Annotated in this window: 15 protein-coding genes; 5 read left to right on the forward strand and 10 right to left on the reverse strand. The window is 61.3% G+C overall.

All coding sequences use genetic code 11. The features are described from left to right. Nucleotides 1–59: 59 nt before the first annotated feature. From H351_RS04160 to H351_RS04180, 5 genes are read right to left on the reverse strand one after another with little or no spacing between them, the layout of a single operon-like run. The gene (locus tag H351_RS04160) at nt 60–1196 is read right to left on the reverse strand and encodes a CaiB/BaiF CoA transferase family protein (RefSeq protein ID WP_029256686.1); all 1137 of its coding nucleotides are present in this window, start codon (nt 1194–1196) and stop codon (nt 60–62) included. Further along, entirely contained in the window at nt 1193–2290 is a 1098-nt protein-coding gene (locus H351_RS04165; protein WP_029256685.1) for a hypothetical protein, read from the reverse strand. Before H351_RS04165 ends, H351_RS04160 begins: the two co-directional genes overlap by 4 nt. 50 nt (nt 2291–2340) lie before the next feature. Continuing rightward, nucleotides 2341–3297, reverse strand: a complete 957-nt coding sequence (locus H351_RS04170) for an ABC transporter substrate-binding protein (RefSeq protein WP_029256684.1) — start codon at nt 3295–3297, stop codon at nt 2341–2343. A 60-nt stretch (nt 3298–3357) separates the two neighbouring features. After that, nucleotides 3358–4131 carry an ABC transporter ATP-binding protein gene (locus tag H351_RS04175; RefSeq protein ID WP_037120648.1) on the reverse strand — a complete coding sequence of 258 codons (774 nt, stop codon included), beginning with the start codon at nt 4129–4131 and terminating at the stop codon, nt 3358–3360. A gap of 11 nt (nt 4132–4142) precedes the next feature. Further along, nucleotides 4143–5015 (reverse strand): ABC transporter permease, encoded by an 873-nt coding sequence (locus H351_RS04180; protein WP_029256682.1) that lies wholly within the window; start codon nt 5013–5015, stop codon nt 4143–4145. 234 nt (nt 5016–5249) lie between these two features. Here H351_RS04180 and H351_RS04185 point away from each other — a divergent pair, with 234 nt between their 5' ends. From H351_RS04185 to H351_RS04195, 3 genes are all read left to right on the forward strand, one after another. Next, nucleotides 5250–6140 carry a LysR family transcriptional regulator gene (locus H351_RS04185; protein ID WP_029256681.1) on the forward strand — a complete coding sequence of 297 codons (891 nt, stop codon included), beginning with the start codon at nt 5250–5252 and terminating at the stop codon, nt 6138–6140. Continuing rightward, nucleotides 6137–7063, forward strand: coding sequence for a LysR family transcriptional regulator (locus tag H351_RS04190; protein WP_029256680.1), 927 nt, complete (start codon nt 6137–6139; stop codon nt 7061–7063). The genes H351_RS04185 and H351_RS04190 overlap by 4 nt, the downstream gene beginning before the upstream one ends. 185 nt (nt 7064–7248) lie before the next feature. After that, a complete protein-coding gene (locus H351_RS04195) occupies nt 7249–8109 on the forward strand; it encodes an alpha/beta hydrolase family protein (protein WP_029256679.1) in 861 nt (286 codons plus the stop codon). Between the two features lie 63 nt (nt 8110–8172). On the opposite strand, the gene H351_RS04200 is transcribed toward H351_RS04195, so the two are convergent. Both H351_RS04200 and H351_RS04205 read right to left on the reverse strand, forming a co-directional pair. Further along, nucleotides 8173–8661 carry a hypothetical protein gene (locus tag H351_RS04200; protein ID WP_029256678.1) on the reverse strand — a complete coding sequence of 163 codons (489 nt, stop codon included), beginning with the start codon at nt 8659–8661 and terminating at the stop codon, nt 8173–8175. A 68-nt stretch (nt 8662–8729) separates the two neighbouring features. After that, on the reverse strand, nt 8730–9629 hold the full coding sequence (locus H351_RS04205; RefSeq protein ID WP_029256677.1) for a LysR family transcriptional regulator: 900 nt from the start codon (nt 9627–9629) through the stop codon (nt 8730–8732). Between the two features lie 119 nt (nt 9630–9748). Here H351_RS04205 and H351_RS04210 point away from each other — a divergent pair, with 119 nt between their 5' ends. Both H351_RS04210 and H351_RS04215 read left to right on the forward strand, forming a co-directional pair. After that, complete coding sequence (locus tag H351_RS04210; RefSeq protein ID WP_029256676.1) at nt 9749–10975, forward strand: MFS transporter; 1227 nt, start codon at nt 9749–9751, stop codon at nt 10973–10975. Between the two features lie 39 nt (nt 10976–11014). Beyond that, nucleotides 11015–12451, forward strand: coding sequence for an amidase (locus H351_RS04215; protein ID WP_029256675.1), 1437 nt, complete (start codon nt 11015–11017; stop codon nt 12449–12451). Nucleotides 12452–12477: 26 nt separating this feature from the next. Here the strand turns inward: H351_RS04215 and H351_RS32915 are convergent, their stop codons facing one another. From H351_RS32915 to H351_RS04225, 3 genes are all read right to left on the reverse strand, one after another. Continuing rightward, entirely contained in the window at nt 12478–12795 is a 318-nt protein-coding gene (locus H351_RS32915) for a DUF202 domain-containing protein (RefSeq protein WP_078377326.1), read from the reverse strand. Further along, the gene (locus H351_RS04220) at nt 12792–13130 is read right to left on the reverse strand and encodes a YidH family protein (RefSeq protein WP_244891433.1); all 339 of its coding nucleotides are present in this window, start codon (nt 13128–13130) and stop codon (nt 12792–12794) included. The genes H351_RS32915 and H351_RS04220 overlap by 4 nt, the downstream gene beginning before the upstream one ends. Before the next feature lie 86 nt (nt 13131–13216). Further along, nucleotides 13217–14629, reverse strand: coding sequence for a pyridoxal phosphate-dependent decarboxylase family protein (locus H351_RS04225; RefSeq protein WP_051636519.1), 1413 nt, complete (start codon nt 14627–14629; stop codon nt 13217–13219). Nucleotides 14630–14733: the final 104 nt, after the last annotated feature.

Raw genomic sequence — 14733 nt, forward strand, 5'->3', positions numbered from 1 at the left:
ATGGATATCGGTTTGTCAGTTACGTTGTTGCCAAGCCGTTTTCGGCCAGAGTGACGCATTCAGCCCATCGACGACGCCCACTCGTTCAAGGCCGGGACCTGCGAGGGCTCAGTTCGTGCCATCGGAGGTTCGGCGCGATAGGGCATGGCAGGCGTCAAATATTGCTCGCCACGTTCGTTGGTGCCGGGGATGAAGGTACGGTTCGCAATCACGTCGTCGGCGCAGATTACCTGGTCGTAGTCACGCACAAGCGCGGCAACCACTCCGGCTGCGGTGAGATGCTCTACCGCCTCAGCGGCGCTGCGGTGGCACAGTTGCTTCTCGATCGTGGCGACGAGGTCAACACGGTTTTCCACGCGCAGTGTGTTGGTGGTAAACCGCGGGTCGTCGGCCAACTCTGGTAAGTCGATCGCCTTGCATAGTTCAATCCAGGCTCGCGGTTGGTAGCCGCTGATCACCAGCTCGCCATCGACGGCACGAAAGACGTCTGCGGCAGGTGCGACGCTTGGTTGTCCGTTCCCTTTGCGGCTCATAGCCTTTCCAGACACTTGCCACTCGATCCAGTTGGCGGTCTGCAAGTGGATCGCAACGTCGAGCAGGGAAACTCGGACGGAGGAGCCCTTGCCGGTGCGATCGCGCCGCAGTAGCGCTGCCAGTACCGCTTGGGCGACGACGTAGCTCGTTGCATGATCTATGACCGGTGCGCCCACACGCTGTGGCGGGCCATCCGCCTCACCCGTCACCGACATCAGTCCGCTCTCTGCTTGCGCAGCGATGTCGAGCCCGGCGCGGGTGGCGGACGGGCCCTCCGCCCCGTACCCGCTCACCGAGACGGCGATGATTTCCGGTCGCAGGCGTTGGAGTTCGGCAGAGGAGAATCCCAATCGATCGAGGGTTCCCGGGCGAAGATTGTGCAGCAAGATGTCGCTCGATGCGATCAGATCCCGAGCTCGCTGCAGATCGGCGGAGTCTTTGAGGTCGAGGCAGATTGAACGCTTTCCACGGTTGTACCCGTAGAAGATGCCGCGCGCGTAGTCGGCGTCGATTTGTCGGGCCGGTTCACCACCTGGAGGCTCGAGCTTGATGACCTCGGCGCCGAGATCGGACAACTGCTGCCCGGCGCTGGGGATTGCGATCAGTTGACCGATCTCCACTACTCGGACACCTGCCAACGGCAGGTCTACTTCGTCGGTCATCGAATGATCTCCACATGAGGCGAAGTGACATCCTCAGCGGGCTCCAGGCAGCGCGCCAACAAGATGCCTTCGGTGTGGTTGCAGGGGTTCAGTCGGTTTCTGTCGCCTTCTACTCCCCCGATTCGGATCGTCACGGTTCCATCGTCATTGCGCTCGAAGTGTGCGTCGTTGAGGTTGACGGTGTGGTCGCGGTACTCGAAGGACTCGAACCAGTGGTTGTACAGCATCACTCCGAAGTAGGTGCAGTCCGGGAGAGTAAATGTAATATCCACGGCAGTAGCGTCTTTCAGTGACCACCAGCCGGCAATGTATTGGTTGGAGCTGGTGCCGTAGAAGTCTCCCCACCCTCGCTGCTCCGAGGTCACGCGAATCTCGTTGGGAGACTGACTGAGTGTTTCGATGAGCTGAAGACTGCGTCGAAGGCTCACGTCCATGCCACGAGCAAGTTTCGTGAGGCGCTGGGCCAGCCACGCCGTGTCGAGATCGGGGCGTGCACCAGGCGGCGGACCTAGGCGCTCGATGTGGAGAACGGGATCGATCTCCGCGTTACGCGTCTTGTGATACACACGCACTACTACGTCGAAGCAGCGCTCATCCAGCCGAATGCCGCTGCGCCCCTCAAGTTCTTGTGCGACGAAGATCTCGAAGTTGCCGTCCGTATCACACACCTTGTCGTCGATGACGATGTTGTCGGCGACCCTGTCGGTCCCAGACGCGCCCACACGATTGGCGAGGACGGCGACGTAGGGCACTGTGCCACGGTTACCGTGAATGCGATATGTCTCGTTGGGGTCGATCATCGCAGTCCAGTAGTCGACGTCGATGCCGTCTCCCCAGAACTTTCGCATCGGTGACATCAGGGTGAAGAGTTCAGGCCGGAGTACGTCTTGGCGCTCGATGTTCATCTCGGCGAGGTATCCGAACAGACGAAGTGCGTGCCGTACGCCTTCGGCGCTGTCCAGCGGCGATCCGGTAGCGGCAGCGGTCGAACCGAATGTCGCAAGACTGTCGGTGACTGCAGACCAAGCCTCGGTGAGCTGCCGGCGATCGTGCTGGGACTCGGATTGTGTTGACTGGTCAGCGAGTTGTGTCATCGTTTCTTCTCTTTCGTAGTAGACGAACTGGATTGTGTGTGGGGCGTTGGTCAGCAGAGGGGGTCGAAGGGGACGTCTGCGTCGGACTTGCCCGAGGTCTGGTTGTTCACCCATGCGACGTTCTGGGTCCATCGGTCGGCTGAAATCTCGACCGGCCAGAGGGCCTTCTGCGAAGCCCACACCTGGTTGGCTTTGTCAGCAGGAACATTCATTCGCTCGGTGAGAAGTTGAGCTCCTGCTTGCTCGTTCGCAGGATCGGCTATCCACCCTGCTGCGGCCTCGAGCGCCGCACACACGGGGGCGGCAGCATCGGATTCAGCGAATGTGGCTGTCGTGACGAGCACAGTGCCCAGGCCGTATGAACTCACGCCGTCAGAGCCCACCGGGTCTACTTCTGTAATCGCCGTCATCGGTATTCCTTGAGCGTCGAATACGGCCTGGCTGGCAGCGGTGAGAACGGCGGCATCTATGTCGCCCTTTCGTGCGAGTGGTATCTGACTCGCGGTAGGTGCCGCTGCGATGAATTGCACCGTGGATGCGTCGATGTTTCGTTCTGCGAGAAGCTGATTGACGAATTGCTCGGCCGCGCCGCCACGTGACGGTATGGCGATCCGCTTGCCGGGCAAATCCTCGATGGTGGTGATGCCGCTGTCTTTCGTCACGGCGATGGCAAGATCGATCGACCCGTACGGGGACAGTGGCCGCAGACTCTGCCCTTGCTCTATGGCCGGCACGACGGTTCCGGGTGCACCGACCGCGAGATCGGTTGTGCCGCCGATGAGACCGCTGATGAGTTCGGGCCCGTTCTTTCCGTCGATGAGCTCGACGTGGAGGCCTTCCTTGTCGAACATTCCTTGTTGGACAGCGACGTAGACAGGCAGGGACAAAGCACTCGCAGGGTAGACCCCGATGGCGACGCTACCGTCGTTCGGACGCCCTCCCCCTCCACACGCGGAAAGCAGTAGGGCCGCTGCAATGACTGTGCCGACAAAAGGTCGAAGTTTCATGGGATTCCTGTTCCTTGATGGCTGGGCGCATCAGAAATCAAGCTGAGTTGGCTGGGCACATCAGTGGTCGAGCTGACCACGCAGCCGGTTGAAGATTTCGATGTATCGAGGTTCGGCGGTGAGGGTTTCGAGTTCGCGGGGGCGTTCGATGTCAATGCTGACGTCGTCGATCACTCGGCCGGCCCCGAGCAGCAGAACGCGGTCGGACAGACAGATGGCTTCACCGAGGTCGTGGGTTACGAAGATGACCGTCCGGCCGACCTCGGACTGCCAAAGCTCGAGGAATTCGCGCTGTACTTCGACGCGGGTTTGCGCATCGAGGGCGGCAAACGGCTCGTCCATCAACAAGATGTCCGGATCCAGAGCCCACGTCCGGGCCAACGCGACACGCTGGCGCATCCCTTGGGACAGCTGCCAAGTCCACAGCTGTGAGGCCTCGGACATTTGAACGGCAGCAAGCCAGCGCGCTGATTGAGTTCGTCTCTCCGCCTTGGGTACTCCTCTCAACTCGAGGCCGTACTCGACGTTCTTCCGCGCTGTTCGCCACGGGAACAGGGCATCTCGGGCCATCATGAAGCCCATCCGGGAGCGAGCGTCGAATGGTGTTGTGCCGAGGACCTCAGTCTTCCCTTCTGTTGCGTCCACCAATCCAGCGAGCGCGTTGAGCAGAGTGGTCTTTCCGCAACCGCTCCTGCCGACCAAGCTCACGAACTGTCCGCGAGGGATGGTGAGGTCGAGATTGTCGACCACAGTTTTCGTCGACCCGTCGGGTGAGGGGAAGGATATCGTCAGTCCGTCGAGTTGTACGGCGGGTGTAATCACGTTGGTATCCATGATGATTCCTGTCATCGTCGAGCCGGCGGCTGCCACCGAAGGAGGTAGCGCTCGGCGAAGTTCATGACCTGGTTGAGGACGACTGCGACGATTGCGAGAAGTATGAGGATCGCGTAGACCGCTTCCATCCGGAACTGGGCCGAGTAGATCGACACAAGCTGGCCCAGCCCGTCCCGTGACGAGATCAGTTCCGAACCGACAACGCCGAGTAGCGAATAGATCAGCCCCAACCGAAGACCGGCAAAAATGCCAGGTGTTGCGACGGGGAGGAGGATGTGCCAGAACACCTGTGTCTTACTGGCATTCAGGACAGTGGATAGTCGGAGCCATTCGTCGTCCACCGACTTCACACCGGCTCGTGCACTCGAGCAGACGATGAAGAAGACGAGTGTGAACGCGAGAGCGACCTTCGCCGTCATCGTGATCCCGAAGATGACGATAAGCAGAGGCGCCAGCGCAAGACGTGGCATGGCATTCGCCGCATCCAGGAACGGACTCATGATGCGTTCGAGGGTCGGAAGCAGTCCGAGAGAGAGTCCGACCGCCACCCCGACTGCGCTAGCGAGGATCCACGCGATCACGACGGCAGTCATCGTGGCACGCAAGTTCGACGAAATCTCGCCCGACTGCACCGCTGCGGTGAAGTAGGCCCAGGCCTCGCCTGGCGTTTTGGCCAGAACTGGCTCGATCCAACCTTGCGATGCGACGAGCTGCCACGCTCCGAGTAGGACCAGAAGCAGCGCGACCTGGGCCAGTCGTACCCCGATGGTGAGTCGCGTACCGGATCGACGCTGTCGAGCGGGCTTCGGCTCAGAGCGTGCCCGCCTCGCAGAACGGGGTGACGTAGCACCGGATGGCGAACTTGCGGTGATGGTTTCGGTCATTTCGGCGCCTCCTCCGTGGTGCTCGCAGGCGGCGATAGGTGCTCGACAAAAGCAGACGGGTGCCTCTGGTCGAAGCTCCCCGGGTTGTTGCTCACTGCGTTCATATGTGAAGCAGATCACGGGATTCTTCTTCCCGTCTACGCCACATTCGAGAGGTATGCCATAGGGTTTCCCTATGCCTGACGGGCGCAAAATCGGGCGCGCGCGAGGACTGCCACGAGAAGGGAACCCCGAATGGACCGGCGTCATCTGGAATACTTTCTCGCCCTTGCTGATCGGGGCAGCATTTCCGCTGCGGCTCGCGGACTGGGGGTCAGCCAGCCGACAATCTCGGAGGCTCTCGCCAGAATGGAGAAAGAGTGCGGCCTGACGCTCGTCCGCCGTGGCTCGCGGGGAGTCACCCTGACCGACGCTGGACGCGATCTGACAGGTCCGGCGGCCCAAGTACTTCGGGCATACCGGGATTTGGATCACGCTTTGCATCCATTGAACGTCGTGCAGCGGGGTCGGCTGACGGTCGTATGTCCACGAACATTGGCGCGTGATCCGGCGGCCACGGCCCTCGGTGCGTTCAAAAGCAAGTTTCCCAATGTTGCGGTGACGATGCTCAGCAATGACACCGACGGAATCGGAACGGTGGTCGCCTCGGGTCAGGCTGATATAGGCCTCGGGGTGGACGAGGTGTTCGACGAGGGTGTTGAACGTATCCTTCTCGGCCGGCAACGAATCGTTGCGCTGGTGCCCGCCGCACGAAGTGAAGGCGAGGGGGTAGCGGCGTTGACGGATCTGTTGCGAATCGGATTGATCGCCAGCCCGCGTGATGATGTCACTCGGCGCCTGTTGGCGGAACGCTTGGGCGAAGGCACTGTGGACGGGGCGGTGGTTGCGGAGACTATCTCTGTGGCCTCGATGGTCCCACTTGTACGCGCGGGAGTCGGCGTCGCCTTCCTTCCCGAATCTGTCGCCGATACAGTCGGAGAAGGTGTGGTGCTGTGTCGTACTCGGCCCCCGCTCACTCGTGATATCTGGATGTTCCACGGTTCGACGCCATCGCCTGCGGCACAAGCGTTTATCGAGACGACCAGCCGATTACGTGACGAAGGTGGAATGGGGAACGCCGGATGAGCAACTTCGGAGAGTCCGCGCCCCCGCGAATCGATCCGCGGCAGCTACAAGACTTCCTCGCGGTCGTCGAACACGGCAGTATCACGGCAGCAGCGGCAAACCAGTTCACAGGAACATCGAGCGTCTCTCAATCAATTGCGCGACTCGAAAGACGCGTCGGAGGACGACTTTTCAATCGGGGCCGGGCCGGCGCGACGCTGACTGCGCGCGGACGGAATCTCATTGATCCAGCACGCGAAGCGCTGGCCGCGCTCGACCGATTAGTGGTCGAGCGCGAGTTCTTACTGTCAGCAGTCCCCCACCTCAGTGTTGCCACGACAGCGAGCCTTGCGGACGATCCGACAGCGGTGCTGCTCGGAGCGCTGCGCTCGGAGGTGCCGAACCTGAGAATCACCATCTCGGTTCCGCCGGGGTCATCTGTGGCCGATGCGCTTCACCCGGTCATGGCCGGCACCGCTGACGTGGCAATAATGGAGTCGCCGCCCACCGGCGTTCCCGGGACTCGAATGGTGCGCCTTCCGGACCACAAGTTGCGCCTTGTCTGCCCGCCCGGCACCCCGCCACCGGTGGGCGGGGTATTCATCGGCGAGGACCTCATGCGCATCGGCTTGGTCGTCGCACCGCGGTTCGAAACTTCCGATGTCTATCGCCATCTGCGTTCGATCGAACCGCGAATCGACCACGCCTTCGTGATGAGGTCACAGCATCGCGATGCCTTCGCGGATTTCGCATACGAAGGGATCGGTGCTGTCATCCTCGAACTCTCCAGTGCTGAGCGAGCATCCGAACGGGGCTGCACTGTGGGCGAGATACTCGAACTGCCGCCACGGACGATCGCAGCCGTGGCAAAGGACGGCCAGAACACGCAGGTCGTCGAACATTTCCTACGGCTGTGTGCCGAGCAATCGGCGCGGAAGCTGTAGGCGGAGTCGATCTCTCTGGGACTTTGCGTATTCGCGACGGCTGCTCATACGCCGAGAACGATGATTTTTGTCTACAGACACAACACTTCTGGGATAGTCCGTTTCCTGGGACAAAGCCGACGGGTTGCCTTCCCGTGAATATGTAATACACGTCACTCCGGATCAACTTCGAAAGGTTGACTTTCATGCGAAAGTCTCTGAAACATTTCGTGAATGCTGCAGCGGCGGTTGCGTTGTGCGCGACGCTAGGACTCACGGGCGCAACCGGAACAGCGGCTGCCGATACGCCCGGCATCCCGAGCGTCGGGCACGACTGGGCGAGTGCAGGGCCGTACACGCCGAATGTCTCGATCGGGCTGGTGCACACTCTGTACTACCCGCGCCAGCTCGGCGCGCGCGGCGAGAAGCACCCTGTTGTGATCTGGGGGAACGGGACCGGGGTGCTCCCCGGTGCGTACACCTCCTTGTTGCGCCACTACGCCAGCCACGGATTCATCGTGGTCGCCGCCAATACCCCGGCAAGTAACTTCGCCATCACCATGCGGTCGGGAATCGACCTCATCGCGGACAAGGCGGCCAGCCCGTCGAGCGTCTTCTTCGGCAAAGTCGACCTGGAACACATTGGTGCGGTGGGGCACTCGCAGGGCGGGTCTGCGGCGATCAATGCTGCGATCGACGACCGCGTCGACACTGCCGTCGCGATCCAGCCAGGCCCGCTCAATGATGTCGACCTCATCGACGAGCCGGTTCTCTATCTGGCCGGCCAGGCCGACGCAATCGTTTGGCCGGCGATCGTGCGGGCGATGTACGAGGACGCCGACCACGTACCGGCCGAGTATCTGGAACTGCGCGGCGCCACGCACTTCGGTACGGCGATCAATGGCGGCGATATGCGCGGGCCGAGCACGGCGTGGCTGCGGTACTGGCTACTCGACGATCCGAACGCCCGCACCGAGTTCTTCGGAGCGAGCTGCGGATACTGCACTGACACCCAGCAGTTCTCCGACTTCGACCGCAACGATCTGGCCATGCAGATCCCGGGGTGACGGTAAGTCGGGAGTTGTCGAAGACGAACGGCCTGTCCGTTCAGATCGGCGGAATTGAGAAGCTCAAATGACGACGTAGCCATACATCCGTTCGCCCTGAGCCACAGCTCTGGTCGCTAGTTCGGCGAAGGCGGTCAGGAACGGCACTGAGTCCTCCGACGGTTCACTCGTCTCGTCGATTGCCCAGGCCGCCGCAGCGGCGGCGACATCGTCAGCGTTCAATTCCGCTAGTGCATCGCGTAATTCGTCGGTAACCGTGAGCACGAGGGTGTCGCCGTCGTCGCTCATTGCGACGAGTTTCCCGCAGCGTGGACCTTTTGCGACCTCGTTGTAGGGGCGAGCGGTGAGGGCTGCCTCCAGTCGGCCGAGCGCGACAACTGGATCGACGCCTTTCGCCTGCAGAACTGGAGTCCCACCCGCAGCCAACTGAACCCGCGGGCGAGAGGCATCGTTCGCCTCGATCACCGCTGGTTCCAAGTCGACGAGTCCCTCGAGGGCGGAGGTGGCGTGCTCATCCGTGCGCGCGGTGAAGTAGTCGGTGATCGCAGACATGGCGCGATCATTCCACACACGATGCATCCCCACGTCCCGGAGTCCTTCCGCGACTTGGCTGATCACCGTCAGACGGGGCAGGAGTGGGCTTCCTCGATCGCCTTCGCGAAAGCGCGGAGTCGTGGGCTTTCGAGTTCGGTACGCCACACGAGGCCCAAAGCAGATTCGGGTAATCCGTTGATCGGTACGAATGTGATGTCCGAGCGCTGGCTGTATGTAGCGGTTGCTGCGCACAGGATGAGGCCGACCTGACTGAATGCGACCTGCGACAGGCCTTCCTGGACGGTGCTCGCCCCGCCCTGCGTGGGAATAGTGGCTCCGCCCGGCGTCGTGCTCGGGGAATTCACACGCTGCCAATAGTCGGGGGCGGGTCCGGTGATGGGTACGAGACAGATCTGCGCCAACTGCTCGGCGTCGATCACGCCCAGTTCACTGAACGGGTGATGGACTGAGACGGCCAGGGTCTGGGGCTGTCGAGAAAAGACGAGCCCGGTCGTCAGCTCGGGCTCATCTACGGGGAGAAGTGCCACTGCCGCATCGATTCGCCCGGCGAGTACATCACTGAACGGATCACCCAGGGGTAATTCTTTGATGGTCACGCAAGTTTGCGGATGTTGTATCTCGAAACGAGAGACAGCAGCCGCGATCGAATCGTAAATTGCTCCTTGGAAACCCACCCGAAGCGGCGTCGGCATGTTGCGTGCTCTTGACTGAGCGTCCTCGATTACTCCGACAAGCGCACGATGCGCGGGAGCCAACGACGCAAGAAATTCGGCGCCGAATTCAGTCAGGTGTACGCGGCGACTGGTGCGCGCCACCAGGCTGGTGCCGATACGGCGCTCCAACCCGCTGATCAGCTGACTGACTCGGCCCTGGGAGATGAACAGTCGTTCGCCGGTGCGACCGAAGTGCAGTTCTTCAGCGAGAACGAGGAAACACTCGATCTCACGCATCGGAGGCTCCGACATTTTCACTCCGACCTTCGACTCATTCGACCACTCCATCATGGCTCATCGATGAATTGAGCTAATGGTTGGATGAGCGATTCGCCGTTGATCCTTGGGCGTGCGGGAGCTTCTCTGGTTACATGCCACATTCCGCGCCCGAGCAGAACAGCCCCGCGCCCACGTCCTCAATCCACGCACACACCATCGAGAACCACTGGGCTGCGGTCGCCCTGATCGCAGCGTCCACCTTCATCGTTGTCGCGGCAGAGATGATGCCGGTCGGGCTACTCACCCCGATCGGTGCTGACCTGGTGGAAAGCGAAGGGACCATCGGGCTCTCACTGGCCATTACCGGATTGGTGGCAGCGGCAACTGCCCCGTTCGTGCCCATCGTGACCCGGCGCTTCGATCGTCGGTCGACGCTTATCGTTCTGATGCTTGTAGTCGCCGCGGCGAACGCCCTCACGGCTCTCGCACCAAGCTTCGCTGTCCTCGCTGTTGCTCGCGTCCTACTCGGTGTGAGCATGGGCGGAGTCTGGGCACTCGCCGCTAGCCTGGCACCCAAATTGGTGGGTTCCAGATCCGTCGGGTTGGCGACCACGATCACCTTCAGCGGAATCGCGGTTGCCTCAGTTCTCGGTGTCCCTGCGGGGACGTATATCGGAGCAGCGGCCGGGTGGAGCGTGGCATTCTGGACTCTCAGCTGCGCCGCGACGCTGATCGCGCTCGCCATGTTCGCTGTCCTACCCGTGATGCCAGCTGATCAAGCTTTGTCGCTCGGCAGTCTCGTGGTGGCTTTTCGGAACCCGGGAGTCCGGGTCGGAATCGCGATTACCGCGCTCATCGTCACCGCTCATTTCGCGGCGTACACCTATGTGCGTCCGGGGCTGGAGTTCTTCGCAGGATTGCACCCTGCGCAGATCGGCACGATGCTCTTGATCTACGGGGTTCTGGGCGTTGTCGGCAACTTCATAGCCGGGCCATCTGCCACCAAGTCTCCGAAGACTGTGGTCGTCATCCTCAGCGCGGGAGTAGCGATCACCCTTGCCCTGTTCCCGATCTCGGCTACCACCTTGATCACAGCTGCTCTGCTCATGGCGGCTTGGGGCCTCTTCTACGGTGGTGTATCGGTGAGTACTCAAACATGGATCGCACAAGCAGCCCCCGTTCACCGAGAGGCCGCTGCGGCTCTGTGGGTTGCAGTCTTCAATGCAAGCATCGCCCTCGGCGCGTTCGCGGGTGGACGCATTCATGACCACTCCGGTTCCGAAACGGTCTTCTGGATAGCCGCGGGAATCGCCACTCTCGCAATGCTGCTCGCCACATTCCGCAATCCCGTCGTGGCAAAGCACGAACTGACAACCTAGCCGCCTACACGAAACCTTCATAGAGGCAGGACAACAGATATGCGCCAGACACCCGTTTCAACCTTCATGGATGTGACCGAGATGCTCGAACGCTACCGGGACAAATCGCTGTCTCCGGTGGAAGTGCTCGAGTCCGCCATCGAACGTATCGAGGCGCTCAACCCGACCTTGGATGCAGTGGGACACACTTTCTTCGATACTGCGCGGGCACAGGCGAAGTCAGCGGAACGCCACTACGTCCGCGGCTCGGATGTCAGCCTTCCGCTCGCCGGTGTTCCCGTTGTGGTGAAAGAGGATGAACCGGTACAAGGCCAACCGTGGACTCAAGGGTCCAAGGTCTATGAGGATTTGATCGCCACCCACACTTCGACTTTCGTGCAGCGGATCGTCGACGCCGGTGCCATTGTCCACGCGCGATCGACGGCCCCGGAATTCTCCTCGGCCGCGTTCACACAGTCCGAGTTGTGGGGCGTCACTCGCAATCCGTGGAACACGAAATACTCCTCCGGCGGGTCTTCCGGTGGATCGGCAGTCGCACTTGCCACCGGTATGACGCACTTGGCTACCGGTTCCGATGTTGCAGGATCGATCCGAACTCCGTCGTCACTCAACGGAATTGTCGGGTTCAAGCCACCGCACGGCCGTGTCCCCGTCGATCCGCCCTTCAATCTCGATCGCTACTGCCACTGCGGTCCGATGGCTCGCACCGTAAGTGATTGCCTCACACTGCAGTCGGTCATCGCGGGACCGACCTCCACTGACATTGCCTCGCATGTGCCGGCATCGCCGCTGCCCGGCCTCGCAACGCATTCGTTGACAGGAATGCGTATCGCCGTGATCCCCGCGTTGGGTGACTGGCCGGTTGATCCGGACGTTGCCGCCAACACCGCCAAGTTGGTGGACACCCTCACTGCGCTGGGCGCACGCGCGGAGATCATCGAAGTCGACCTGTCACGCGCTGCAATCATGCGTGCGGCCGCCATTCACTACGATCACGTGTTCGGTGCATCGATCTCCGCCGAAGCGTCCGCGCACCCCGACAAGGTCACCGAGTACGCGCAGGAATTCGCCCGATGGGCACGCCGCACCCGTGGTGATGCGACTTTCCTCGACGGACTCGCGATCGAAGCCGAACTGTATTCATCGGTCGGATCCCTGTTCGACACCTATGACGCGTTGATCACTCCGGCAGTGGTGACCGATGGCTTTCTTGCCGGCGACGACTACGTCGAACACGGAATCAATGTGGCTGGAACAGAATTGGGATTCTATCTCGAGGCCGTACCGGCCATCACCTTCAACATCCTGAGCAGCTGCCCGGTGCTGACAATCCCCACCGGTTTCGCTCGGAACGGAATCCCCACCGGTACACAGATAGTCACGCGGCCGTACGACGACCACACGGCCTTTGCGATAGGGCTCGCCCTCGAGAAGGTCCTGCCGTATCCGAATGAGCATCCGAACCCTCGGACGTAGACGGACCTCCGACGGCAGCGGTCCGTCTACGTGCCGACAATGCGTATTGCCGCTGTGCCGACCGCCGTAGCTGCGGTTGCGCAAGAAACCGCGAATGCCGTTGATCGAGAAAGTCTTACGCATCCACTCCGCAATGTTCGGTCCCGTATGAATGCAGCGCACGCCGTCCCGAGCAAGGTGAAGGTGGCCAGGAGAGGGACGATCGCAGATGCCTCCCATCCTTCCTTCGCGGCCTGGTGGATGAACAGAGCGGCGATGGATGTAGATGCCAAAGCAGTTCGCCGCCAGGACAATGCCGTGCGCTCCAGTTGAAGTCCGGGATCGCGAGCTGTGACGCCGTTCATGGCAGAGCCACCGACAGCATCGCGATAACAGCGATCATCCCACTGGCGCAAGCGATTGCTGGCATCAGCGCGGACTTCGGCAGCGGCTTGTCTTGCCGCATCGCGCGTTGCACACGGCGCCAACGGGTATAGGCGCCGGTCGCGAGCACTGTCGCCATCGACAGACATGCAATCGAGCTTGCGGTCCTGGCCGGTGACGGTGCAATCAGTTGATCGATCGCCACGCCACCTGCCAGAAGGCCGAATGCAGTCCTGATCCAGGCAAGAAAAGTTCGCTCGTTCGCCAGAGTGAATCGATAGTCAGGCTCGTTCTCATCGGCTCTGTCCGGATCCACCAACGATCTCCTTCGAGTGAACAGGAGGTCTTTGAAGTCGCGGTATGACCGAGTTGTTGTCTCGTCGATCGAAACTGATCGCCGGCTCACGTGAGTGCATCGAAGTACGCGAGCATCGCCATCTCTCTCAGCGGCATCGGCAAGGCGTCGAGCACGAGGTGAGTCTTCGTCGACGGCTTGCCGTCCTCGAAGCTCTCCATCACGATGGGCACGATGTCGGCGAAGGTCGTGTCCGCCGGAAGGGCGTGAATCTCGGCGAGGCGCTCCGCCGGAATCAAGGGATCACGAAGGCGCGCTGCGTCCAAGGCCTCTCGCATGACCTCGATGAACTCGGCCATGTAACTACCGTGCTGTTTCGCGATCGTGAAATGGATGCTTGGAGGAACGCCGGGCTGCGTCAACTGCGGCTGCATGGTCCAGTTCCGCTTCGCGAGTTCGTCGATCCAGAGGAAGAAGTCGACGCCCTCGTCCGCGTCTGGATCGGTGGTGATTGCAGCGAGTGTGGATTCGGGCTTCCCCATGATTCGCAGCCCGGGTATCGCGGCGACCCCCGCTTCCAGTTCCCGGCGAATCCGCAGACCCTCCTCGACGAGATGCATGTAGCCGTCGTCTCCGATGTGTTTGACGATCGACCATGCTGCGGCGAGCAACCCGCCTGGTTTCGAACTCATCACCGTGGAGTTGACGATCGGGTAGCCAGTCCAATTCGCGTGTGCGAAGAACTGCGGAAGACGCAGTTCGCGAGTGCGATACAGAACGAGCGAGCATCCCTTGTTCGTGTACCCGTACTTCTGCAGGTCGACGGTGATCGAGCTGACGCCGGGAACTCTGAAGTCCCACAGCGGAATTTCGCATCCTTGGCGTTCAGCGAACGGAAGAACCCAACCGCCGATGCAGGCATCGACGTTCAGGCGAATCCCCTGTTCCAGGCAGAACTCACCGATCTCTTCGATCGGATCGATCACGCCCTGGCCGTACTGGGGGGCCGACAGAACCACGAAGATCGTGTTCTCGTCGACGGCCGCTTTGATTGCAGCGACGTCAGCCTTGTACGTCTCCGGATCCACCGTCGTGGTTCGAGCTTCGACGCCGAGGTAGTGCGCTGCCTTCCACCATGCCGCATGGGCCGAGATCGGAAGCACCATGTTCGGCCGCGTGATGTGCTTCGCCCCGTCTCGGGCAGCCTTCGTGGCCATCATGATGCTTTCGCTGCCACCCATGGTCCAGCTGCCGGTGGCGTCGTTGGGCGCGTGCAGCATGTCGTTCGCGGCGCGGACCAACTCCTTCTCCAACGCATAAACACTCGGAAACGTCGACGAGTACAGGGGATTCACATGGATGTACATTCCGAAGGCGTCCGTTGCGACCTTCTCGACGGTGTCGAGACCAGTGTTGTACATGTTGACCATGCCCGGGCGATCTGCGTACGGATCATCCATTCGATGCCGTTCGGCTAGCTCCGCCAGTACCTGGTCGATCGGCACACCGTTTTCCAACACGTCTTGACTCCTCTTGTGTGTCAACTTGATTGGGTCGTCGGCGATGTCAGGCCGAACTGATCGAAGTGGATCGTCAGCGCACCGGCGAACAGTCGAACCGATAC

The organism is Rhodococcus erythropolis R138 (genome assembly GCF_000696675.2).
GTDB lineage: Bacteria > Actinomycetota > Actinomycetes > Mycobacteriales > Mycobacteriaceae > Rhodococcus_F > Rhodococcus_F erythropolis.